A 21,466-nucleotide genomic window follows, 5' to 3' on the forward strand; every position below is an offset into this window, starting at 1 on the left:
GGTGACGGTGCCGGTCGTGAACGGCAAGGTCGACCTCCGCAACAACTCCGGATCGGTGGACCTGATCGCCGACGTCACCGGCTACTACGCGGCCACCGGCTCCGCCTTCTCCGCGGCCGGCCCCGTGCGGCTCCTCGACACCCGCGACGGCACCGGCGCCCGCGCCGGAGCCGTGGGCCCGGGCGGCTTGGTGAGCCTCCAGGTCGCCGGTGTCTCGGGGGTGCCCGCCGAGGGCGTGACCGCTGTCGTTCTGAACGTCACGGTCACCAACCCGAGCGAGGCGAGCCACCTGATCGTCCACCCGCACGGGACGGCACGGCCGGGCGTCTCCAACCTCAACTACACGCGCGGGCAGACCGTCGCCAACCTGGTCGTCGTCCCCGTGGTGGACGGCCGGGTGACCTTCTCCAACAACTCAGGCTCCACCGACGTGATCGCCGACCTGAACGGCTACTTCACCTCCTGAGGCCGCCGGAGAACGCACGAGGGCCCCGCCCGATCCTGCGATCGGGCGGGGCCCTCGTCGTCGTGGGCCGAACGGCAGGTCAGTCCGTCTCGTGGATGCCGTAGAAGTCATGGATCAGGTCGGCGTCCGCCCAGCCCTGGTTCCGGGGGAGGACGTCCCGTGCCCGCCCTCACCGGCCGGTGATCGCGCACGGGTCACCAGGCCAGCTGGGCGATCTCCTCCGCGACCACGGCGCAGGCATCCGCCGACGGGTCGATCAGGGGGAAGTGGCCGACCCCGTCCAGCAGGGTCAGGCCGACCATCTCGCCCGCCTTCGCGGCCGCCGCGACGTAGGCCTCGGCCACCTGCTGCGGTACCACGATGTCGTCCCGGCCCTGGACCACCGCCGTGGCGATGCCCGTCGGCAGCAGCGACGCCGGGTCCGCCGAGGGCAGCCGCTCGTCCCAGTGGTCCGGCCCGCCCAGCAGCTGCGCGCTCGCCCCGCCGCACACGCCCAGTTCCTCCGCCACCGCGAAGTCCGCGATCGGCGCGAGCGCCACCACCCCGCGCAGCATCGGCGCCTCGGGCAGCCGCCACGGGGAGTCGGGCGGGAGCACGTGCCGGGCCGCCGCCCACAGCGCGAGGTGGCCGCCGGCCGAGTGGCCGGTGACGACCACGCGCCGGAGGTCGGCCTGCGGCAGGGCCGCCGCGGCGAGGCCCGGCAGGGCGTCCATCGCGGCGGCGACGTCGTCGAAGGTGTCCGGCCAGCGGCCGGCGACCGGACCGTCGGCGTTCTGGTGGGGCAGGGAACTTCCGCGCCGGTACTCGACGTTGGCCACCGCGAAACCGCGCCGGGCCAGGAAGTCCGCGAACGGGGTGATGTGCTGCCGGTCGTACGGGGCCCGCCATGCACCGCCGTGCAGGACCACCACCAGCGGGACCGGGCCGCCGGGCTCGCCCCGGGGGGCGTAGAAGTCGACGACGTGGTCGGGGTGTTGCCCGTACGCGGCCGTCGCGTCCGGCGCGACCACCGGATGGGCGAAGGCCGAGGCGGCCTCGGCGGCGTCCCGTTCCACGGCGGCGGGGTCCGTCATCGGCTCAACCTCTCGGTAACGCGTGGGACAGCGGGGACAGATGTTCCGGTGCTCCGGCAGAGCGGGACCGTATCAGTCTGGAACAGCCGGTTCCGTGCGGGGGCCGGAATACGACGGGGCGGGCGGAGCCATGGCCCCGCCCGCCCCGCGATGTGACGTTTCCCTACGGGGTCACCCGAAAATGTGACCCAGCGTGCGCGCCGCGCGCTCCGCGTCGGCGAAACCGACGTAGAGCGGGGTGAAGCCGAAGCGCAGGACGTCGGGCGCGCGGAAGTCGCCGATGACGCCGCGGGAGATGAGTTCCCCCATGACCTCGCGGGCGTTCTCGGTCCGCAGGGAGACCTGGCTGCCGCGGCGCTCGTGCTCGGCCGGGGTCACCGACTCGACCCGGCCCTGCGGGACGTAGGCCGCCACGCATTCGAGGAAGAAGTCGGTCAGGGCGAGGGATTTCGCGCGCACCGCCTCGATGCCGACGCCGTCCCAGGCGTCGAGCGCCGCCTCCAGTGCCAGCATGGACAGGATGTCCGGGGTGCCGACGCGGCCTCGGGTCGCGCCCGGCGCCGCCTCGTAGGCCGGGGTCATCGCGAAGGGGTCCGCGTGGCCGTTCCAGCCGGGGAGGGGGGAGTCGAAGGCGTCCTGGTGTCGGGCGGCTATGTACAGGTACGCGGGAGCGCCGGGGCCCCCGTTGAGGTACTTGTACGTGCAGCCGACCGCGAGGTCGACGCCGTGCTCGTCGAGGCCCACGGGCAGGGCGCCCGCGGAGTGGCACAGGTCCCACACCACGACCGCACCGGCGGCGCGGGCCGCCGCGGTGAGGGCCGGCAGGTCGTGCAGCCGGCCGCTGCGGTAGTCGACGTGGTTGAGCAGCACCACGGCGGTGTCCGCGTCCATCTCCTCCGCCGCCCGCGCGGGGTCGACCGGGACGACGGTCAGGCCCGACAACCGGGCGGCCGACTGGGCGATGTAGCCGTCGGTGGGGAAGGTGGCGGAGTCGACCAGCAGCCTGGTCCGGCCGGGAGCCGCGAGGCGGGCGCCGCCGACCAGGGCCTTGAACAGGTTGACGCTGGTGGAGTCGCCCACGACCACCTGGCCGGCGGCCGCGCCGACCAGCGGGGCGATCCGGTCGCCTATGCGCTCGGGCGCGGTCCACCAGCCGCTCTCGTCCCACGAGCGGATGAGCAGCTCGCCCCACTGCCGGGCGACGACGTCCGCGGTGGTGGCGGCGACACCGGCCGGGAGGGCGCCGAGGGAGTTGCCGTCCAGGTAGACGACGCCGTCGGGCAGGGTGAAGCGCTCCCGCAGCTTCGCGAGCTCGTCGGCGGCGTCCAGCGCGGCCGCGCGGTCGCGCAGTTCGGCGGCGCGGTCCGGGGAGGTCCGGGTGGTGGCCGGGGAGGTCTCAGACATGGCTGCGCGCCGTCCAGAGCTCGGGGAAGACGTTCTTCGTCGCACGCTTCTCCAGCCAGGCCACGCCGGCGGAGCCGCCCGTACCGGTCTTCGCGCCCATCGCCCGGCGGGTGGCGACCAGGTGGTCGTTGCGCCAGCGCCAGACCAGTTCGGCGACATCGGTGAGCACCTCGCCGAGGCGGTGGAGGTCCTGGTTCTCCTCGGGGGCGGCGTACAGGCCGGTCCAGACGGCTTCGACCTCGGGCGAGGCCTCGTAGCGCTGCGACAGGTCGCGCTCCAGGACGGACGCGGGGACCGGCAGCCCGCGGCGGGCCAGGAGGCGCAGCACCTCGTCGTAGAGGCTGGGCTCCTGGAGGGCCTTCTCCAGCTCCGCGTGGACGCGCGGGGCGCCGCGGTGCGGGACGAGCATGGAGGCGGACTTCTCGCCGAGCAGGAACTCCATCCGGCGGTACATCGCCGACTGGAAACCGGAACCCTCGCCGAGGGCACCGCGGTAGGAGTTGAACTGCGCCGGGGTGAGCTGGGCGAGCGGGCGCCAGGAGGAGTTGAGGGCCTCCAGCTCACGAAGGGAACGTTTCAGCGCGTCCATCGCGACCGGGATGCGGTCCTCGCGCAGGGCCTTCGCGGCGGTTTCCCACTCGTGGACGATGACCGTGAACCACAGCTCCATGACCTGGGTCGTGACCAGGAAGACCATCTCGCCCGGGTCGTCCGAGCGGAGCTGCTGGAGGTGGGTGAGGACGTCCGCCTGGACGTAGTCCTCGTACGGGGTCGTGCCGTCGAAGTCGAGGTTCGGGGTGTCCCCGCCGACTCCGGAGGCATCAAGGGTGTTCGACATCGCTGTCTCCTCGACACGTGCTTCCGGGTAGCGGTCCGCTCCTTCCGTGAGGTGAGTGGAGCCCCGGTCCCCTGCCCGCATCATAGGACGCCGCCGTGGCGTCGCTCCAGCGGGGAGTGACACAGACCACACGATATGTCCGCGTATCACTCCCCGCCGTACGGCCTCAGGCGCTCAGCGTGTCCGCGGCCGTCGGGGAGGAGTCGCGCAGGAAGGTGGTGCAGCGTTCGTACTCCTCCTTCTCGCCGATCGCCTCGGCCGCGCGGGCCAAGGCGTGCAGGGCGCGCAGGAAGCCGCGGTTCGGCTCGTGCTCCCACGGGACCGGGCCGTGGCCCTTCCACCCGGCGCGGCGCAGGGCGTCGAGGCCGCGGTGGTAGCCCGTGCGGGCGTAGGCGTACGACTCGACCGTGCTGCCGGCGGCGAACGCCTCGTCGGCGAGGACCGCCCAGGCGAGGGAGGAGGTGGGGTGCGCGGCGGCCACCTCGACGGCCGGGGTGCCGGCGGCGATGGCCTCGCGGCCGGGCTCGTCGGGCAGGTGGGTGGGGGCGGGGCCCCCGAGCAGGTTCTGGTGAATGGACATGCCCCCAGTCTGCCGGGTGCGGTGATCCGCAAAACCCCACCGTGCCTCGGGGCACGGCCCGCCCGCCCGCGCCCCGTGCCCTGCGGCCTCGCCGCCGGCGTGCGCCGGTCCGCGCCGACCGTGCCTGCGGCACGGCCCAGGCGTGGGCGGCGGGACGCGCCGTCCGGCGATCGGGCGCGAGTGCTGCCTGCGGCAGGGTCCGCAGGGAAACGGGCCTCGGTGTCTTCCGCGAGGTCGCGCGGCGGCTGGGGTGGGCCGGACAGGCCCTGGGCGTTCGGGGCGCCGGCCGGCGATCTTGCAGTGACCCTGCGGCGCCGGTCGGTCCGGGCGGGTGGGCCCGAGGGAGCAGAGACCGGGTGGTGACGGCGCAGGGCCCGGGCCCCGTCCTGGGACGGGGCCCGGGCCCTCCTGTGCGTCCGGTGCCGCGACCGCGGCAGGACGGTTACTTCAGCTTGGTGCCGCTGGAGCGCAGGTTCGCGCACGCCTCGGCGACGCGCGCGGCCATACCCGCCTCGGCGGCCTTGCCCCAGGTGCGCGGGTCGTACTTCGACTTGGTGCCCACCTCGCCGTCGACCTTCAGGACGCCGGCGTAGTTGGTGAACATGTGGTCGACGACCGGGCGGGTGAAGGCGTACTGGGTGTCGGTGTCCAGGTTCATCTTCACGACGCCGTTCTCCAGCGCGGTGGCGATCTCCTCGGCCGTGGAGCCCGAACCGCCGTGGAAGACGAAGTCGAACGGCGAGGCCTTGCCGAACTTCTCCGCCACACCGGCCTGGAGGTCCTTGAGCAGCTCGGGGCGCAGGACGACGTTGCCCGGCTTGTAGACGCCGTGGACGTTGCCGAAGGAGGCGGCCAGCAGGTAACGGCCCTTCTCCCCCAGGCCCAGGGCCTCGGCGGTACGGATCGCGTCCTCGACCGTGGTGTACAGCTCGTCGTTGATCTCGTGGCTGACACCGTCCTCCTCGCCGCCGGTCGGGGTGATCTCGACCTCAAGGATGATCTTCGCCGCGACGGCCTTGGCGAGCAGCTCCTGGCCGATGGCCAGGTTGTCGGCCAGGGTCTCGGCGGAGCCGTCCCACATGTGCGACTGGAAGAGCGGGTTCAGACCGCGGGAGACGCGCTCGGCGGAGATGTCCAGGAGCGGACGTACGTAGCCGTCCAGCTTGTCCTTGGGGCAGTGGTCCGTGTGGAGGGCGACGGTGATGTCGTACTTGGCGGCGACGATGTGCGCGAACTCGGCCAGGGCGACGGCGCCGGTGACCATGTCCTTGTTGTGCTGGCCACCCAGGAACTCCGCACCACCGGTGGAGATCTGGATGATGCCGTCGCTCTCGGCCTCCGCGAAGCCCCGCAGCGCGGCGTGCAGGGTCTGGGACGAGGTCACATTGATGGCCGGGTAGGCGAACTTGCCTGCCTTCGCCCGGTCGAGCATCTCGTTGTAGACCTCGGGGGTTGCGATGGGCATCTGTCCGCTCCTTGGATGTGCGGGGAGTGTGCTTATTGCGGGCCCTGACCTGGGGGCGACGTCATCGTCGCGCCTATCTTTCCAGACTCCGCGCAAGGGTCCAGCCCGCCGGTCTCACGTGATGGGCGAACGGCCCGGGATGTTTCACGTGAAACATCCCGGGCCGCAGGGAAACACCAGGTCAGGCCTGCCTCAGGGGCGGTCCGGGACCTTTGTCCCCAACCGACGCAGTGGCCGGTCAGGACAGGCCGAGGTCCTCAAGGCGGTAGCCGGTGAGGTAGGGCAGACCCGCCTCGGCGATGGCGTCGGCCGCGCCGCGGTCGACGATCGTGGCGACCGCGACGACCTCGCCGCCGGCCTCGCGGACGGCCTCGACGGCGGTCAGCGGGGACCCGCCGGTGGTCGAGGTGTCCTCGACGACGAGGCAGCGCTTGCCCTGCACGTCGGTGCCCTCGATGCGGCGCTGCATCCCGTGCGCCTTCTGCGCCTTGCGGACGACGAAGGCGTCCAGGCGCTGCCCGCGCGCGGCGGAGGCGTGCAGCATCGAGGTGGCGACCGGGTCGGCGCCGAGGGTCAGGCCGCCGACGCAGTCGAAGTCGAGCTCTGCGGTGAGGTCGAGCATGACCTGGCCGACCAGCGGGGCCGCCTCGCCGTCGAGGGTGATCCGACGGAGGTCGATGTAGTAGTCGGCCTCCCGACCGGAGGAGAGGGTCACCTTGCCGTGCACGACGGCCTTGTCCTTGATCTGCTGCAGAAGCGCATCGCGCGTGCCCGACGGCATGACTTCGTTGACGTCACTCATGCCGACGAGCTTAATTGCGGGCTAGCCGAGCCGACGCCACGACCAGGTCGTCGAGACCTCCAGCGGGTCGACGGGGGTGACCAGGCGCGGAGCGGTGTTGATCCCGTTCGGCGGGCCCGACTGCGGTTCGACGCAGACTGCCTCGGCCTGCTCGTCGTAGAGGACCACCCATTCGGACCGGCTGGTGACGCGCAGCTCCAGGGCGCCGGGCCAGGTGAGGGTGACGTCCACCCCGCCGGGCATGCCGAAGCAGTCGTCCCAGGGGCCCGGCCGCGGGTCGATGCGCCGGCCGGTGGGGAGGTGGTCGGCGCCGCGCTCCTCCTGCCAGGCGGGGTCGAAGGAGATCTGCATGTCCTGACCGCCGAGGTTGCGCAGGAACCAGGGGTGCCAGCCGGCCTGGGCCGGGAAGGAGTTGCCGTAGGTCTCGACGCCCAGGGTGAGGGTCAGCGAGTCCTCGGCGAGCGTGACGACCTGGGTGACCCGACCGGGGCTCGGCCAGGGCTCGGCGAGGTCGTACGTGAAGGCGGCCTCGGTGGCGGTGGCGCCGGCCGGCCGCCACGCCGCATCGCGGCCGAAGCCGTGGAGGGCGTGCGGCGGATGGTCCAGGGGCATCTGGTGCACGTTCGCACCGTCGTAGAACCGGCCGTCCTTCATGCGGCCGCACCACGGGACCATCGGGAAGGATCCGTACCGCGGGCCCTGGCGCAGCACCTCGGTCCCGTCGATGCGCAGACTGCTGATCCGGCAGCCGTTCTCCTGGTCGACAGTCACCTCGGTGCCGCCGACGCTCAGTTGCGTACTCATGCAGTCGACCCTAGGGGTTCCGCCGTGGCCCACGCGGTGGAGGGCCAGGTCAGCGGCGGCGGCGCAGGGCCCGGCCGATGACGACGGCCGAGGCGAGTGCGAGCGCCGCCGCCGGGGCGATCCAGCGCAGGCTGTCGCCGGTAGCGGTGGCGGTCGGTGCGGGGACGGGGGCGTACCGGCCGCGCGGGGGCGCGTGGTCCACCTCCTCGGCACTGCGGCCGATCATGGTGCGGCGGGCGTGGGCGGCCTCGGCCGGAGGCCGCACGGCACCGGCCGCGTCGAGGTCCTCGAAGCCGCCCGCCAGGAAGGGGTCCGAAGAAGGGTCCGAGGAGGGGTCCAGGGACGGCGGCGGCACCTCGGCGTCGAAGACGGACGCACTGACCCCGGGGACATCGCCGCCGGACGCCTCCGGACCGTCGGCGACCCCGTCCTCGTCCCCCGCCTCGGCCTCGGCCTCCGCGACGGGGTCGCCGAGCACGGACCCGCCGGCCGGCTGCCCGGCGGCCAGTTGCCCGGCCGCCCGGTCGAGCAGCCGGCGCAGGGCCGTGGCCGCGGCGTCGGGGGCGAAGGAGGCGGCGCGTCCGTCGGCGGTGGCACGGGCGGCGACGTCCAGCCAGGTCCCGTCCGGGGCCGGGGTCAGCCTCAGGTCGAGGGAGAACTTCACGGTGCCACTGCCCCGGACCTCCGTGCCCTCGCCCTCGACGGTGAAGTGGCCGGGATCCTGCTCGGTGACGGCTGCGGACCCCCGGTAGGTCACGGTGCTCCCGCCGACCCGCACCTTGAGCCGTCCGCAGAGCGGCCCGACGCCGGTGTCGGCGTCCTGCTGGAGGCCCGGTACGCACCGGGCCACCCGGGCGGGGTCGCGCAGCACGGCGCGGAGGTCGTCTGCCGGTACCGGGACGAACACCTGATGCTCCATGCGGTCGAGCCTACGGCCTGGACCGCACCGGGTCACGAATACCGCGGGTGCGGCAGCGTCGACGGCGGAAGTCCGCTCACACGGGTGCGTTCGGCGTCGCGGGCCCCGTCCTGGAGGGAACCGGCCGACAGCGAGCGCAGTACGGGCGTCTGATGGTCCACGTGCAGTCGGGGCTCCTGGTCGCGGGCGGCCAGCACGAACCCCCAGTCCTGCGGCGGCGCGCCGGTGCCCCCGAGCGGGGTGCGGTCGGGTCCGGCGGCGAAGCCGGTGAGGCGGCCGCCCGCGCTGTAGGGGGCGGTGCGCAGCCCGGCCGCGCGCAGCGTGGAGTCGACGGTCCAGTAGGTGCGCGGGCGCGTGGTCGGCGGTCCGGCGTGCACGGCCATCCGGCCGCCGGGGGCCAGGGCCCGCGCGGCCAGTCCGTAGAACTCCTGCGAGTACAGCTTCGTGCTGGGGGTGATGCCCGGATCGGGGAGGTCGGAGACGATCACGTCGAAGCGGTCGTTCGCGGCGGGTCCGCGCAGCCAGTGGAAGGCGTCCTGCGTGACGACCGCCAGGCGCGGATCGGCGTACACGCCGGCGTTGAGCGCCGAGAGCATCGGATCGGTGCGGGCGAGGCGGACCACGCCCGGGTCGAGTTCGACGACGGTGACGGAGGCGACGTCCGGATAGCGCAGGACTTCGCGGGCGGCGAGCCCGTCGCCGCCGCCGAGGACGAGGACGCGGGCGTGCGGGCCGGTCATCGCGGGGTGGACGAGGGCCTCGTGGTAGCGGTACTCGTCGTAGCCGCTGACCCGCAGCCGTCCGTCGAGGTAGAGGTCGAGGGAGCGCGGGGAGCCGGTCGCGGGGCCGGTGAGGACCAGCTCCTGCACCCCGGTCTGGACGGCGACCCGCACCTCGGAGCCGTAGACGGCCCGCCGGGCGACGCGCTCGAAGTCGTCCGCGAGGACGGTCGCCGAGGCCAGCACCACGAGGACGGCCAGGTTCGCGCCGACGAGGAGCCAGCGGCAGCGCCGGCTGAGGTCGTGGCGGAACAGCCACAGGACGAGGCCGCCGCCGACGACGGCGTTGACGGTGCCGGTGAACATGGCGCCGGTGAGCTGGCCGAGCATCGGCAGCAGCAGGAAGGGAAAGGCGAGGCCGCCGACGAGGGCGCCCACGTAATCGGCGGCGAACAGGTCCGCGACGGCGCCGCCCGCGTCCTGTCGGCGGATGCGCTGGATGAGGACCATCAGCAGCGGGATCTCCGCGCCGATGAGCATGCCGATGGCGAAGGAGAACGCGACCAGTGCGGGCCGGGACTCCCCCAGCCAGGCGAAGCTCGCGTAGAGGGCCATGGCGGAGAGGCCGCCGAGGAGGGCGAGCCCGGCCTCGATGACGCCGAAGCCGAGCGCGGGCCGGTGACGGAGGTGTTTGGCGAGCAGGGAGCCGACGCCCATGGCGAAGACCATGACGGACAGCACGACCGACGCCTGGGTGACGGAGTCGCCGATGAGGTAGGTGCCCAGGGCGAGGAGCTCCAGCTCGTACACGAGCCCGCAGGCGGCGCAGACGAACACGGTGGCCAGGACCAGGAGTCGGCCGGTCCGGGGCCGTACGGGCAGGGCCGCCGCGACGGTCTCGGCGCCTCCCGGCTCCGGAGCCGGGAGGACCCGGCGCGGGACGGAACGGTCGATCATGCAGCGAACCGTACGTCACCACCCACCCGCACCCGGTCACCCACATGGGTGCAAGTGGCGCACCCAATCGCCCAGTTGGCGCAACCGGACAGCGCATCACCCGGCGGCCGTGGCAGCCCCCTCGCCCGGACGGCCTAGAGCAGCGCGGGCGATGGCACGGGCGGCGCCGGGGCGCCCGTCCGCACCCCGATCCGCGTCCGGGTGGCGACCAACTGCCCCTCCTGCGGGTACGCGTGCCAGGTGCGCCACCGCACCTGCCCCTCGTAGCGCTGCGCGAGCATGGCGGTGAAGGCGTGCGGGCTTCCGGGAAACGTACCCGCTAGCCCGTTCGGGTGGTCCGCCACCAGTGCCAGCAACTCCTGCGCGCGCCCTGCGAAGGACCCGCGCGACAGGGTCTCGACGCGCGCGGCGAACTCGTACTCCCAGTCGCCCACCCGCTTCGCCACGCCGAGCGGCAGCGGCGTACTGCTGCCGGGCATGCAGGCGACCGTCTCCGAGCAGAGCACGTCCTTCTCCTCCAGCAGCACCTGGTGGGAGGCCCCGAGCAGGCGCAACTCGACCTTCGCCCCGGAGAGTTCGAGGTTCAGCACGGCCAGGGCGGGCAGCCGGTCCCGTCCCAGGGCCCAGGCGAGATCGGCGGCACGCGTGTCGGTGTATGAGGTCTGGAGGGTCGTGAGCATGAGTCGGCTCCGCAAACGCGCGAGGGAGATGGGCCGGAACCCGCCAGCGGTAGCAAGCACGGGTGGGGGGACACCGGCACGGGTCCACAGGAAGTCCAGGGAGGTCCGAGGACTGGTCTACTCAACCGAGGGAATCATGAAAGGCACGGCACTCACAGCGTTTTTACCCAACTTGAAGGGGTTTACATCCCCCCGGGGGCTCGGCAGTTCACGTGTTCAACCGGTTGCGTCCCGCGCGTCGGCATGCATGGACAACGCGCAGGGCGCCCGACGGGAAACGCACCCTCGGACGCCCGCGTCGGGACGGCGCCGCCCGCCCCCCGTCAGCTGCCGCCGCACCCCCCGCCCCCGCAGGACGATGACGAGCCGCAGGAGGACGACGCACCGCACGAGGACGACGAGCCCGAGCCCCCCGAGCTGCCGTTGCCCGCCCACCAGCTGCCCTTGCGACGGCGCTGCCGGCGCGTGCGCGCAGCGGGCACGGCCCTGGGACGGACGAGCCGGCTCCACAGGAAGGCGATCCCCAGACACAGCACGAGCACTACCAAGACGAACTCCATGTCCGCCCCTCTCTCACGCCCCGGATCTCCCGGGGAGCGGGATCCCCGCGTCCCGCGTGCAGGAAGGATCCCCTCGGCCCGCACGGCCCAAAGCGCACTTGAGCAAGTCCAGAGGTTGCCCGCAGGATGACGCCCATGAGCGCACCCGTGAGCAGCGACCGCCCCTTCCTCAACCGCCGCCTGGCACCCTTCGGCACGACGATCTTCGCGGAGATGTCGGCGCTGGCCGCGCGCACCGGGTCGATCAATCTCGGCCAGGGCTTCCCCGACACCGACGGCCCGGCGCAGATCGCCGAGGCGGCCTCCCGCGCGGTCCTCACGGGGCTCGGCAACCAGTACCCGCCCGGTCCCGGCGTCCCGGAGCTGCGCACCGCGATCGTCTCCCACCAGCAGCGCTTCTACGGCCTGCGCCACGACCCCGACACCGAGGTCCTGGTCACCGCGGGTGCCACCGAGGCGATCGCCGCCTCCCTCCTCGCCCTCCTGGAGCCGGGCGACGAGGTCGTCGCACTGGAGCCGTTCTACGACTCCTACGCGGCCTGCATCGCGATGGCCGGTGCCACACGCGTCCCCGTCACCCTCCGCCCGCACGCCGGGGCCTTCGTCCTCGACCTGGACGAGCTGCGTGCCGCGGTCACCCCCCGCACCCGGCTGCTCCTGCTGAACACCCCGCACAACCCGACCGGCACCGTACTCGGCCCGGACGAGCTCGCGGCGATCGCCGAGCTGGCGGTCGAGCGGAACCTGCTGGTCGTCACGGACGAGGTGTACGAGCACCTGGTCTTCGAGGGCTCCCACACCCCGCTGGCGGGGTTCCCCGGCATGCGGGAGCGGACGGTCACCATCAGCAGCGCGGGAAAGACGTTCTCCTTCACCGGTTGGAAGGTCGGCTGGCTCACCGCCGCGCCGGAGCTCGTCGCCGCGGTCCGCTCGGTGAAGCAGTACCTCACCTACGTCGCCTCGGGCCCCTTCCAGTACGCCGTCGCCGAGGCCCTGGACCTGCCGGACTCCTTCTACGAGTCGTTCCGCGCCGACCTCGCCGCCAAGCGCGACCTCCTCGCCGACGGCCTCGCGTCCGCCGGCTTCGAGGTGTTCCGCCCGCAGGGCACCTACTTCGTCACCACCGACATCACTCCCCTCGGCGAGAAGGACGGCCTGGCCTTCTGCCGGGCCCTGCCCGAGCGCTGCGGGGTCGTGGCCATCCCCAACCAGGTCTTCTACGACGACAAGGCAGCGGGGGCCGCGCAGGTCCGCTGGGCGTTCTGCAAGCGGACGGCTGTGTTGCAGGAGGCCGTTGAGCGCCTCGGTCGGCTGGCCCGCTGAGGGCGAGCCGGATGGAGGTGGGGGCATAGGGCAGGCCGTGGACCGGCTGCGCAGGCTCCGAACCGGCGCTGCCCGCCGCACCGCCTGCCGCCGGGGTGCGCGATGTCACCGGAGGTTCCGGGCCATTCCCGCCCGGTGGGCCGCGGGGGCGCTTAGGGTGCCCGAGGCTCCTCCGGGTCCGGATGGGCGTCCTCACGCAGCGCAGGAAGTCGGGGTAGATGACGGCGACGGGCAGTACGTCTGTTTTCGTGCGGCCGCGGGACGTCAGGGCCGTCGTCGTGCCCACGGCCGCACTCGCGCTCGGCGTCTTCGCCGCCGTCCGCGTGGCCGGAGCGGCCGTGCTGGCCCTCGCCGCGTGGTGGGCCGGGCGCAGCCCCGTACGGGTGCTGGGCCACTCCTGGGACTCCGTCTGGTACCTCGCCATCGCCCGGCACGGCTACGGCCGCACGCAGATATGGCCCGCCACCGGGCTGGTGCAGAGCGACCACGCCTTCTTCCCGCTGTACCCGGTGCTGGTGCGCCTGGCCGGCGGCGCCGAGTGGGGTGCGCTGCTGGTGTCCTGGACCGCGGCGGCGGTGGCGGCCGTCGGCGTGTACCGGGTGGGGGAGCTGGTGGCGGGGCGGCGCGTCGCACTGCTGCTCGTCGCGCTGTGGGCGGTGGCCCCGCACGCGGTGGTGCTCACCCTGGCCTACACCGAGCCGCTGCTGGTGGCCCTCTCCGCCTGGTCGCTGTACGCGCTGCTGCGCGAGCGCTGGCTGCTCGCCGGCTCGCTGGCCCTCTTCGCGGGGCTGAGCCGGCCGACCGGGATCGCCGTCGCCGCGGCCGTGTCCGTGACGGCCCTGCACGCGCTGCTCGTCCGAAGATCCCGCGCGCCCGCGGTGTGGGCGGCCGGGCTGCTGGCGCCCGCGGGCTGGCTGGCGTACGTGGCGGCCGTCGGGGTGCGCCGCCACGACCCGGCCGGGTACTTCACCGTGCAGCGGCAGTGGGGCTCGCGCTTCGACGGCGGCGGCTATGCGCTGTCCGCGGTATGGCGGGTGCTGAGCGGCGGCCCCGTGGCTCTGGCGACCGCCGTCACCGCCGTCCTCCTGGGCGCGGCCCTGCTGCTGGCGGTGCTGCTGCTGGTGCGCCGGCCGCCGCTGCCGCTGCTCGTCTACACCGCGGTCCTGCTGGTGATCTCGGTGGGCGGAGCCGGCTACTTCGAGTCGAAGCCGCGGTTCCTGCTGCCGGCGTTCCCGCTGCTGCTGCCGTTGGCCGCCCTGATGGCACGAGCCCGGCCGCGCTCCGCGGTCGTGGTGACCGCGGGGCTGGCCGGGCTAAGTTGCGCCTACGGGGTCTACCTCCTGGTGTTCGCCACCATGCCCCTGTGACGCGGAGACGGGGGTCGGGGGGTCAGTTCTCCCCGCCGTCCTCGCCCTCGCCGTCGGCGGAGTCGATGTCCTTCTCCAGTCCGAGCTGCTCCGTGAGCCACTTGTCGAACTCGATGGAGGCGCGGACCCAGCTGACCGTGGAGGACACGAAGTGCTCCAGGTTGACGCCGGTGCCGATCAGCATCTGCGCCTCGCCGATCAGCCGGACGGAGCCGTCGTCGTGCGTGTGGCTGTAGACCTTGGGCCACAGGGTGCGACGGTTCCAGTCGTCGATCGACTCGAGGAGCTGCGGCTTCTCGTCGATCTTGTGCGGACGGTCGTAGAAGGTCCGCACCGAGAAGACCTGCTGCTCCGCTTCGCCGCGGAACATGAAGTACGTGCGGAACTCCTCCCACGGCGCCGCGAGGTCGCCCTCGTCGTCGACGACGTACTTGAGCTCCATCTGCTCCAGCAGCTGCTTGACCAGATCCTGGTCGGGGACGACGGGGCCCGCCGGTCCTGTGGCCTGCGGATCGGGCTGCTGCCCTCCGAAGTTCGGAATCGAGGCCGGGTCGATGCTCACCGTGTACTTCCCTTCGTGCGGATACTTGCATCCTCCCCCATCCCGCCCACCCCATGTCCAGCCCGACGGTCACGGATCCGCTGCGGGCGGACAGGAGTGCACCCCGCGTACGGTCCCGTGCGCGGGGTGCTGTGCGGACGCGCCGGTCAGAGGGCCTTGCCCACCAGCAGTTCCTCGCCCGCCACGTCGACGCGCACGGTGTCGCCGTCGCGCACCCCGCCGGAGAGGATCTCCTTGGCCAGGCGGTCGCCGATCGCCGTCTGGATCAGGCGGCGCAGCGGCCGGGCGCCGTAGGCCGGGTCGTTGCCCTTGTCCGCCACCCAGGCCAGCGCCTCGGGGGTGACGTCGAGGGTGAGCCGCCGCTCGGCCAGGCGCCGGGCGAGGCGGCCGATCTGCAGCTCGGCGATGTGCGCCAGCTCCTCCCGGCTCAGCGCGGAGAAGACCACCAGGTCGTCCAGGCGGTTGAGGAACTCCGGCTTGAAGCTCGCCCGGACCACGTCGAGGACCTGCTGCTTCTTCTGGTCGGCGGGGGTGGCCCGGTCCATCAGGAACTGGCTGCCCAGGTTGGAGGTCAGGATCAGGATGGTGTTGCGGAAGTCGACCGTGCGGCCCTGGCCGTCCGTGAGCCGGCCGTCGTCGAGGACCTGGAGCAGGATGTCGAAGACCTCGGGGTGGGCCTTCTCCACCTCGTCGAGGAGCACCACGCTGTACGGGCGGCGGCGGACGGCCTCGGTGAGCTGGCCGCCCTCCTCGTAGCCGACGTAGCCGGGCGGGGCTCCGACGAGCCGGGCCACGCTGTGCTTCTCGGAGTACTCCGACATGTCGATGCGGACCATGGCGCGCTCGTCGTCGAAGAGGAAGTCGGCGAGCGCCTTGGCCAGCTCCGTCTTGCCGACACCCGTGGGGCCGAGGAAGAGGAAGGAGCCGGTCGGCCGGTCCGGGTCGGCGATGCCGGCCCGGGTGCGCCGCACCGCGTCGGAGACGGCCCGCACGGCCTCGGTCTGGCCGATCAGGCGCCGGCCCAGCTCGTCCTCCATGCGCAGCAGCTTCTGGGTCTCGCCCTCCAGGAGGCGGCCGGCGGGGATGCCGGTCCAGGCACCCACCACGTCGGCGATGTCGTCCGGGCCGACCTCGTCCTTGACCATCGTGTTCTTCGACGCGCCGGCCTTGGAGGCCTCGGCCTCCTCCTCGGTGGCCTCCGCCAGCTCGCGCTCCAGGGCCGGGATCTCCCCGTAGAGCAGCTTGGAGGCGGCGTCGAAGTCGCCGTCTCGCTGGGCCCGCTCGGCCTGGCCGCGCAGGTCGTCCAGACGCTCCTTGAGCTCGCCGACCCGGTTGAGGGACTGCTTCTCCTTCTCCCATCGGGCGGTCAGGCCGCGCAGCTCCTCCTCGCGGTCCGCGAGGTCCTTGCGCAGCTTCTCCAGGCGCTCGCGCGAGGCCGGGTCGGACTCGTTGTTGAGCGCCAGCTCCTCCATCCGCAGGCGGTCCACGGAGCGCTGGAGCTCGTCGATCTCCACGGGGGAGGAGTCGATCTCCATGCGCAGCCGGGAGGCGGCCTCGTCGACGAGGTCGATGGCCTTGTCGGGCAGGAAGCGGGAGGTGATGTACCGGTCGGAGAGGGTAGCGGCGGCGACCAGCGCGCTGTCGTTGATGACCACCTTGTGGTGGGCCTCGTAGCGGCCCTTGAGCCCGCGCAGGATCGCGATGGTGTCCTCGACGGACGGCTCGGCGACCAGTACCTGCTGGAAGCGCCGCTCCAGTGCCGGGTCCTTCTCGATGCGCTCGCGGTACTCGTCGAGGGTGGTCGCGCCGACCATGCGGAGCTCGCCGCGGGCCAGCATGGGCTTGAGCATGTTGCCGGCGTCCATCGCGGAGTCGCCGCCGGCGCCCGCGCCGACGACCGTGTGCAGCTCGTCGATGAAGGTGATGATCTGGCCCTCGCTGGACTTGATCTCGGCGAGGACGGTCTTCAGCCGCTCCTCGAACTCGCCGCGGTACTTGGCGCCGGCGACCATCGCGCCGAGGTCGAGGGAGACCAGCCGCTTGTTCTTGAGGGACTCGGGCACGTCGCCCTTGACGATGCGCTGGGCCAGGCCCTCGACGACGGCCGTCTTGCCGACGCCGGGCTCGCCGATGAGCACCGGGTTGTTCTTCGTGCGACGCGAGAGTACCTGCACGACGCGCCGGATCTCGTGGTCGCGGCCGATGACGGGGTCGAGCTTGCCGTCGCGGGCGGCCGCCGTGAAGTCGGTGCCGAACTTCTCCAGGGCCTTGTACTGGCCCTCGGGGTCGGGGGTGGTCACCCGCCGTGCTCCTCGTGCGTTCTGGAAGGCGTCGAGCAGCTTCTTCGCCGTCGCGCCCTGGGCGGAAAGGACCTCGCCGGCCGCGCCGCCCTTGGCGGCGATCGCGATGAGGAGGTGTTCGGTGGAGAGGTAGTCGTCGCCGAGCTTGCCGGCCTCGCCGTCGGCCTCGGCGAGCACGGCGAGCAGGTCGCGGGTGGGCTGCGGGGGCGCGACGGTGGAGCCGGTGACGCTGGGCAGCGCGGCGAGGAGCCGTTCGGCTCCGCCGCGCACGGCGGCCTGGTCGGCGTCCGTGGCGATCAGCAGGTCGATGACGTTCTCGTTGTCCTCGCCGGCGAGCAGCGCCAGCAGCAGGTGCGCGGGGGTCAGGTCCGCGTGCCCGTCCTTGACGGCCCTGCCGGTGGCCGCGTTCAGGGCGTCCCGGCTCTTGTTGGTCAGCTCGGCGTCCACTGCGCCTTCTCCTCTCCGAGGGATGCACCGGGTCTGCTTCCGGTTCTGACAGAGTCAGCGTATGCAAAGTTGAGTCTATTCCACTCAAGGCAGCTGCGGGGACCGCTTGCCCGTACCCTCGGCCCATGTCCCATGACGTACTCAACCCGACGCCCGAGTACCTCGCCTTCTGGCGGGAGCGGCACGTCTGCACGCTGACCACGCCGCGCCCCGACGGGACCCCGCACGTGGTCCCGGTGGGCGTGACGTACGACCCGGAGGCCGGCCTGGCCCGGGTGATCAGCAACAGGCACAGCAGGAAGGTGCGCAACGTCCTGGCGGCCCAGGCCGGGCCCGGCGGCGGGGCGCGGGTGGCGGTCTGCCAGATGGAGGGGCGCCGCTGGGCCACGCTGGAGGGCCGTGCGGTGATCCGCACGGACGAGGCGTCGGTCGCCGACGCGGTGGCGCGCTACGCGGAGCGGTACGGGCGGACGCCGTCGCCGAACCCGGACCGCGTGGTCGTGGAGATCACCCTGGACCGGGCCATGGGGCGGGCATGAGCCGTTGAGGCTTCATCTTGACCGGTTCCCGCATGGACGCGGGCATCACAACGGCGCCATCGTGGTCAGGTCCACGACGGCGCCGTTGTGTGGGGGTAGCACCTGAGCGATCTGGAACGACGGGGGAATCGCTTCAGGCACTGCGGGGGGTGGCGGTGGTGATGTCGGGTTCGAAGAGCTGGTGGTCCCGCTGGTCGAGATTGACGAAGACCATTCCGTAGCGCACCTCGCAGCGGACGGGCTGCGGCGCGCCGCGCGGGCGGCGCAGGCAGCGGTAGGCACGTACGTCCTCGTCCTCCTCGCGCACGATGACGATCGGTTGGCCGAACAGGGTGACCATCAACGAATCGCCGGGGTGGGGGATGGCCGTGGCGAGGTCGATGAACTGCCAGCCGGAGCGGTATGCGGACGCCATCTCGCGGCGGAAGCCGCGGTCGTCGGGGGTCATGCCGACACCGTCGCAGGAGCCACGGTCCAGCCCGTGTCGTCCTTGCCGCCGAGCTCGGCGGCGGTCCATCCGGTGTCCGCGTACTTGCCCACGGGCGCCGTGGTCCAACCGGTGTCGAACTCCGTGCTCGTCAGGCTCGTACCCTGACCGTCCCTAGCGCTCCCCGCGTCACTTTCGACGGCGCTGACTGCCCCAAAAACCGCAACGGCGGAGAAACCTATGGCAAGCACCGAGCGAAGCATTCTCTTGTACATGGTCGGCTTCGTCCTCACTTGATGGAATCCTCTCCCCCGCGTGTCAGACGATGGCTCATTCAGGCACGTCAATGCCACAGGGACGATGCATCATGTTCTTGCATGTTCAGGACCCTGGGGGGTGGAGATTTGACGCGAAACCAGACAAAGGCGACACATCCCCACCCCGTCACGTCCATGTGCGCCGAGGGAACCCGGCTCTATGCGGCTGCCCTGAGCACCGGCCGGATCGCCCGGGGAGAGATCCAGAACGCCCCCTGCCTGCTGGAACTCGCCCTTCTGCAGCCCGACCCGGATGACGCGAACCAGCTCCGCCCGGTTCCCCCGGCCGTGGCGTTGGCGCAACGGCTCCACCCGATTGAACGCGAGATCCAGGATCGCCGACGCAGCGCTGTAGATCTCACCGACACTTTCGAGCCTTTCCTGGCCATCAGCGCACAGAGCCCGGCCAACACCCATGCCATCACGGTGCTGGAGGGTTTCGAACGGATCAACGCCGCTTTGAACCTCGCGACGGCCGAATGCCACACCGAGGTGCTGACGGTCCAGCCGGGCGGAGCGCGGCCCTCCGAGGCCCTCACCCAGGCCCTGGAGCGCGACCAGCCGCTGATCGACCGCGGGGTCAGCATACGGACCCTCTACCAGCACACCGCACGGCACAGCCAGGGCACGCTCGCCTACGTGGACCGGATCTCCACCGGCAAGGTCGAGATCCGCACGCTCGAAGAGCTGATAGAGCGCCTCATCATCTTCGACCGCACCGTCGCCTTCATCCCGGTGAGCGACGACCGGCGGGTCGCGCTGGAACTGCGCCACCCCGGCCTCGTCGACTACCTCATCAAGGTCTTCGAGCAGCTGTGGCACCGCGCCGTGCCGCTCACCGAGGAGGTGACGTACCGCAGCACGCCCGGCGGCGTCACCGGCGTGCAGCGCACCATCGCCCAGCTCCTGGTCGAGGGGCACGTGGACGAGGCCATCGCCCGCCGCCTCGGCATGAACGTGCGCACCTGCCGCGCCCACATCGCCAAACTCGCCAGCACCCTCGGCAGCGGCAGCCGCGCCCAGCTCGGCTACCTCATCGCCCAGTCGGGCATCCTGGGCCGCCCCACGGCCCCCCAGGACTGCGAACACGCCGGCGCGGGCCACGACCCCCATTTGGACGCGGAAGGGCTCTAGAAGGACCGGAGAAAGCCCTCGGGCCCCGCCCGAGGGGGGCGGGGCCCGAGGGCCTGCGTGCGTCCGGGCGTCCCAGGACGGCGCGTCCGACCGGTCAGTCCTTGGGCCGCTTGGGGCTCGGGCGCCAGACGACCAGGGCGCTGCCCGGCTGCGGGGGCTGGTACGGGACCAGGTCGCGCCGGTACGAGGCGTGCACCTGGGCCTCGCGGGCCCGCAGCGTGGCGGCGGCGCCGTCCACCGCGGCCGAGAGCTCGGCGACGCGCTGCTGGAGCGCGGCCACCTGGTTCTCCAGTTCGATGATCCGCTTGATGCCCGCCAGATTGATGCCCTCGTCCTGGGACAGCGCCTGCACCGTGCGGAGCAGCTCGATGTCCCTGGCCGAATAACGCCGTCCGCGGCCGGCCGTGCGGTCCGGGGAAACCAGGCCCAGGCGGTCGTACTGGCGCAGGGTCTGCGGATGCAGGCCGGAGAGCTGGGCGGCCACCGAGATCACGTAGACCGGGGTCTCGTCGGTGAGCTGGTAGGCACCGCTTCCCGGACGGGGCTGTCGTCGGCGGCCGTCCATGTCATGCTCCCTTCGCGGACTCGAACAGCGCGGAGCGCGGGTCCTGCGACTCCGTCGCCTCGCGGTACATCTCCAGTGCCTCGCGTGCCTTGTCGGACAGCTCGGTCGGAACCGCGACCTCCACGGTGACCAGCAGGTCCCCGCGGGTGCCGTCCTTGCGGACCGCCCCCTTGCCGCGGGCCCGCATCGTACGCCCGTTCGGGGTGCCCGGGGGCAGTTTCAGCGTCACCGAAGGCCCGTTCAAGGTGGGGACCTTGATCTCGGCGCCCAGCGCCGCCTCCGCGAACGTCACCGGGACGGTCACCGTCAGGTTGTCGTCCTTGCGGCCGAACACCGGGTGGGTCCCGACGTGCACGACCACGTAGAGGTCACCGGCGGGGCCGCCGCGCTCGCCCGGGGCGCCCTTGCCGCGCAGCCGGATCCGCTGGCCGTCCGAGACCCCCGCCGGGATCCTGACCTGCATGGTGCGGGAACTGCGGGCCCGACCGCTGCCCTTGCAGACCTCGCAGGGTGTCTCCGCGATCAGGCCGCGGCCCTTGCAGTCCGCGCAGGGGTCGGTCAGCGAGAAGCCGCCGCCGCTGCCCCGCGAGACCTGGCCGGTGCCGACGCAGGTCGGGCACACCCGGGGCGTGCCGTTCTTGTCGCCGGTTCCCGAGCAGGCCTTGCAGGGGGCCTGGGAGGACATCCGGAGCGGGACCGTGGCCCCGTCCACCGCCTCCGTGAAGGAGAGGGTCACCTCCGACTCCACGTCCTGGCCGCGGCGCGGCTGGGTGCGGCCTCCCGCACCCGGGCCGGTCCCGCGGTTGAAGAGCCCGCCGAAGACGTCGCCCAGGCCGCCGCCGAAGCCGCCGGCCTGACCGCCCTGCTGGGTGCCCCCGAAGAGGTCGCCCAGGTCGAAGTTGAACGATCCGCCGCCGCCCGGCCCCGGGCGGAAGCCGCCGTTGCCGAACAGCGCGCGCGCCTCGTCGTACTCCTTGCGCTTCTTGGCGTCGCCGAGGACGTCGTTCGCCTCGGAGATCTCCTTGAAGCGCGCCTCGGCGGAGGCGTCGCCCTTGTTGGCGTCCGGGTGGAACTCGCGCGCGAGCTTCCGGTACGCCTTCTTGATCTCGGCCTCGGTCGCGTCCTTCGGGACACCGAGAACCTTGTAGTAGTCCTTCTCGACGAAGTCCTTCGTGCTCATCCCCGGTGTCCCTCCTCCCGTGCCTCTACGTGTACTGC

Annotated in this window: 19 protein-coding genes and 1 pseudogene; 5 read left to right on the forward strand and 15 right to left on the reverse strand. The window is 72.4% G+C overall.

The genetic code is table 11. The features are described from left to right. Positions 1–466 (forward strand): annotated as a pseudogene (locus tag IF89_RS47805) (hypothetical protein); the annotation flags it as partial. A gap of 194 nt (positions 467–660) precedes the next feature. Here the strand turns inward: IF89_RS47805 and IF89_RS0124010 are convergent. The 10 genes from IF89_RS0124010 to IF89_RS0124055 all read right to left on the reverse strand — a co-directional run bounded on the left by IF89_RS0124010 (position 661) and on the right by IF89_RS0124055 (position 10,707). Beyond that, the gene (locus tag IF89_RS0124010) at positions 661–1,539 is read right to left on the reverse strand and encodes an alpha/beta hydrolase (RefSeq protein WP_030771763.1); all 879 of its coding nucleotides are present in this window, start codon (positions 1,537–1,539) and stop codon (positions 661–663) included. Between the two features lie 171 nt (positions 1,540–1,710). Next, on the reverse strand, positions 1,711–2,943 hold the full coding sequence (gene kynU / locus IF89_RS0124015) for a kynureninase (protein WP_030771766.1): 1,233 nt from the start codon (positions 2,941–2,943) through the stop codon (positions 1,711–1,713). Further along, positions 2,936–3,781, reverse strand: coding sequence for a tryptophan 2,3-dioxygenase family protein (locus IF89_RS0124020; RefSeq protein WP_030771768.1), 846 nt, complete (start codon positions 3,779–3,781; stop codon positions 2,936–2,938). Before IF89_RS0124020 ends, kynU begins: the two co-directional genes overlap by 8 nt. 166 nt (positions 3,782–3,947) lie before the next feature. Further along, positions 3,948–4,361 carry a DUF3151 domain-containing protein gene (locus IF89_RS0124025; protein ID WP_030771774.1) on the reverse strand — a complete coding sequence of 138 codons (414 nt, stop codon included), beginning with the start codon at positions 4,359–4,361 and terminating at the stop codon, positions 3,948–3,950. A gap of 442 nt (positions 4,362–4,803) precedes the next feature. After that, positions 4,804–5,826 carry a class II fructose-bisphosphate aldolase gene (fbaA, locus tag IF89_RS0124030; RefSeq protein WP_030771777.1) on the reverse strand — a complete coding sequence of 341 codons (1,023 nt, stop codon included), beginning with the start codon at positions 5,824–5,826 and terminating at the stop codon, positions 4,804–4,806. A gap of 238 nt (positions 5,827–6,064) precedes the next feature. After that, entirely contained in the window at positions 6,065–6,628 is a 564-nt protein-coding gene (gene pyrE / locus IF89_RS0124035) for an orotate phosphoribosyltransferase (RefSeq protein WP_234327851.1), read from the reverse strand. A gap of 21 nt (positions 6,629–6,649) precedes the next feature. Next, complete coding sequence (locus tag IF89_RS0124040) at positions 6,650–7,432, reverse strand: aldose epimerase (protein ID WP_030771782.1); 783 nt, start codon at positions 7,430–7,432, stop codon at positions 6,650–6,652. Positions 7,433–7,481: 49 nt separating this feature from the next. Continuing rightward, positions 7,482–8,351, reverse strand: coding sequence for an SRPBCC family protein (locus IF89_RS0124045; protein ID WP_030771785.1), 870 nt, complete (start codon positions 8,349–8,351; stop codon positions 7,482–7,484). 32 nt (positions 8,352–8,383) lie between these two features. Continuing rightward, positions 8,384–10,027, reverse strand: a complete 1,644-nt coding sequence (locus IF89_RS0124050; RefSeq protein WP_030771786.1) for a polyamine aminopropyltransferase — start codon at positions 10,025–10,027, stop codon at positions 8,384–8,386. A gap of 134 nt (positions 10,028–10,161) precedes the next feature. Beyond that, positions 10,162–10,707, reverse strand: coding sequence for a DUF2617 family protein (locus tag IF89_RS0124055; RefSeq protein ID WP_030771788.1), 546 nt, complete (start codon positions 10,705–10,707; stop codon positions 10,162–10,164). Between the two features lie 686 nt (positions 10,708–11,393). Here IF89_RS0124055 and IF89_RS0124060 point away from each other — a divergent pair. Then, a complete protein-coding gene (locus tag IF89_RS0124060; RefSeq protein WP_420706959.1) occupies positions 11,394–12,590 on the forward strand; it encodes a pyridoxal phosphate-dependent aminotransferase in 1,197 nt (398 codons plus the stop codon). 218 nt (positions 12,591–12,808) lie between these two features. Continuing rightward, positions 12,809–13,957, forward strand: coding sequence for a glycosyltransferase family 39 protein (locus IF89_RS0124065; protein WP_078628469.1), 1,149 nt, complete (start codon positions 12,809–12,811; stop codon positions 13,955–13,957). 22 nt (positions 13,958–13,979) lie between these two features. On the opposite strand, the gene IF89_RS0124070 is transcribed toward IF89_RS0124065, so the two are convergent. Beyond that, on the reverse strand, positions 13,980–14,519 hold the full coding sequence (locus IF89_RS0124070) for a YbjN domain-containing protein (RefSeq protein WP_030771797.1): 540 nt from the start codon (positions 14,517–14,519) through the stop codon (positions 13,980–13,982). Positions 14,520–14,665: 146 nt separating this feature from the next. After that, complete coding sequence (clpB, locus tag IF89_RS0124075) at positions 14,666–17,266, reverse strand: ATP-dependent chaperone ClpB (protein WP_030771800.1); 2,601 nt, start codon at positions 17,264–17,266, stop codon at positions 14,666–14,668. Between the two features lie 125 nt (positions 17,267–17,391). Between clpB and IF89_RS0124080 the strand changes: the two genes are divergently transcribed. Continuing rightward, entirely contained in the window at positions 17,392–17,805 is a 414-nt protein-coding gene (locus IF89_RS0124080; protein ID WP_030771805.1) for a pyridoxamine 5'-phosphate oxidase family protein, read from the forward strand. A 133-nt stretch (positions 17,806–17,938) separates the two neighbouring features. Here IF89_RS0124080 and IF89_RS0124085 read toward each other — a convergent pair whose 3' ends face one another. Beyond that, complete coding sequence (locus IF89_RS0124085; RefSeq protein ID WP_030026718.1) at positions 17,939–18,253, reverse strand: hypothetical protein; 315 nt, start codon at positions 18,251–18,253, stop codon at positions 17,939–17,941. 356 nt (positions 18,254–18,609) lie between these two features. Here IF89_RS0124085 and IF89_RS0124095 point away from each other — a divergent pair, with 356 nt between their 5' ends. Further along, entirely contained in the window at positions 18,610–19,683 is a 1,074-nt protein-coding gene (locus IF89_RS0124095) for a helix-turn-helix transcriptional regulator (RefSeq protein WP_078628470.1), read from the forward strand. A gap of 94 nt (positions 19,684–19,777) precedes the next feature. Here IF89_RS0124095 and IF89_RS0124100 read toward each other — a convergent pair whose 3' ends face one another. Together IF89_RS0124100 and dnaJ are read right to left on the reverse strand one after the other, a co-directional pair. Beyond that, on the reverse strand, positions 19,778–20,248 hold the full coding sequence (locus IF89_RS0124100) for a heat shock protein transcriptional repressor HspR (RefSeq protein WP_030771814.1): 471 nt from the start codon (positions 20,246–20,248) through the stop codon (positions 19,778–19,780). A 1-nt stretch (position 20,249) separates the two neighbouring features. Then, a complete protein-coding gene (gene dnaJ, locus IF89_RS0124105; protein ID WP_030771815.1) occupies positions 20,250–21,428 on the reverse strand; it encodes a molecular chaperone DnaJ in 1,179 nt (392 codons plus the stop codon). Positions 21,429–21,466: the final 38 nt, after the last annotated feature.

It is taken from the genome of Streptomyces sp. NRRL F-2664, from assembly GCF_000719345.1.
In the GTDB taxonomy this organism is placed as follows: domain Bacteria; phylum Actinomycetota; class Actinomycetes; order Streptomycetales; family Streptomycetaceae; genus Streptomyces.

Bases quoted from the DNA above. Each gene is read 5' to 3' on its own strand.
- kynU (WP_030771766.1), bottom strand. From the start codon at position 2,943: ATGTCTGAGACCTCCCCGGCCACCACCCGGACCTCCCCGGACCGCGCC.
- IF89_RS0124095 (WP_078628470.1), top strand. From the start codon at position 18,610: ATGTTCAGGACCCTGGGGGGTGGAGATTTGACGCGAAACCAGACAAAG.
- dnaJ (WP_030771815.1), bottom strand. From the start codon at position 21,428: ATGAGCACGAAGGACTTCGTCGAGAAGGACTACTACAAGGTTCTCGGT.
- fbaA (WP_030771777.1), bottom strand. From the start codon at position 5,826: ATGCCCATCGCAACCCCCGAGGTCTACAACGAGATGCTCGACCGGGCG.
- IF89_RS0124045 (WP_030771785.1), bottom strand. From the start codon at position 8,351: ATGGAGCATCAGGTGTTCGTCCCGGTACCGGCAGACGACCTCCGCGCC.
- IF89_RS0124010 (WP_030771763.1), bottom strand. From the start codon at position 1,539: ATGACGGACCCCGCCGCCGTGGAACGGGACGCCGCCGAGGCCGCCTCG.
- IF89_RS0124040 (WP_030771782.1), bottom strand. From the start codon at position 7,432: ATGAGTACGCAACTGAGCGTCGGCGGCACCGAGGTGACTGTCGACCAG.
- IF89_RS0124100 (WP_030771814.1), bottom strand. From the start codon at position 20,248: ATGGACGGCCGCCGACGACAGCCCCGTCCGGGAAGCGGTGCCTACCAG.
- IF89_RS0124080 (WP_030771805.1), top strand. From the start codon at position 17,392: ATGTCCCATGACGTACTCAACCCGACGCCCGAGTACCTCGCCTTCTGG.
- pyrE (WP_234327851.1), bottom strand. From the start codon at position 6,628: ATGAGTGACGTCAACGAAGTCATGCCGTCGGGCACGCGCGATGCGCTT.
- IF89_RS0124060 (WP_420706959.1), top strand. From the start codon at position 11,394: ATGACGCCCATGAGCGCACCCGTGAGCAGCGACCGCCCCTTCCTCAAC.
- IF89_RS0124085 (WP_030026718.1), bottom strand. From the start codon at position 18,253: ATGACCCCCGACGACCGCGGCTTCCGCCGCGAGATGGCGTCCGCATAC.
- IF89_RS0124065 (WP_078628469.1), top strand. From the start codon at position 12,809: ATGACGGCGACGGGCAGTACGTCTGTTTTCGTGCGGCCGCGGGACGTC.
- IF89_RS0124050 (WP_030771786.1), bottom strand. From the start codon at position 10,027: ATGATCGACCGTTCCGTCCCGCGCCGGGTCCTCCCGGCTCCGGAGCCG.
- IF89_RS0124025 (WP_030771774.1), bottom strand. From the start codon at position 4,361: ATGTCCATTCACCAGAACCTGCTCGGGGGCCCCGCCCCCACCCACCTG.
- IF89_RS0124055 (WP_030771788.1), bottom strand. From the start codon at position 10,707: ATGCTCACGACCCTCCAGACCTCATACACCGACACGCGTGCCGCCGAT.
- IF89_RS0124020 (WP_030771768.1), bottom strand. From the start codon at position 3,781: ATGTCGAACACCCTTGATGCCTCCGGAGTCGGCGGGGACACCCCGAAC.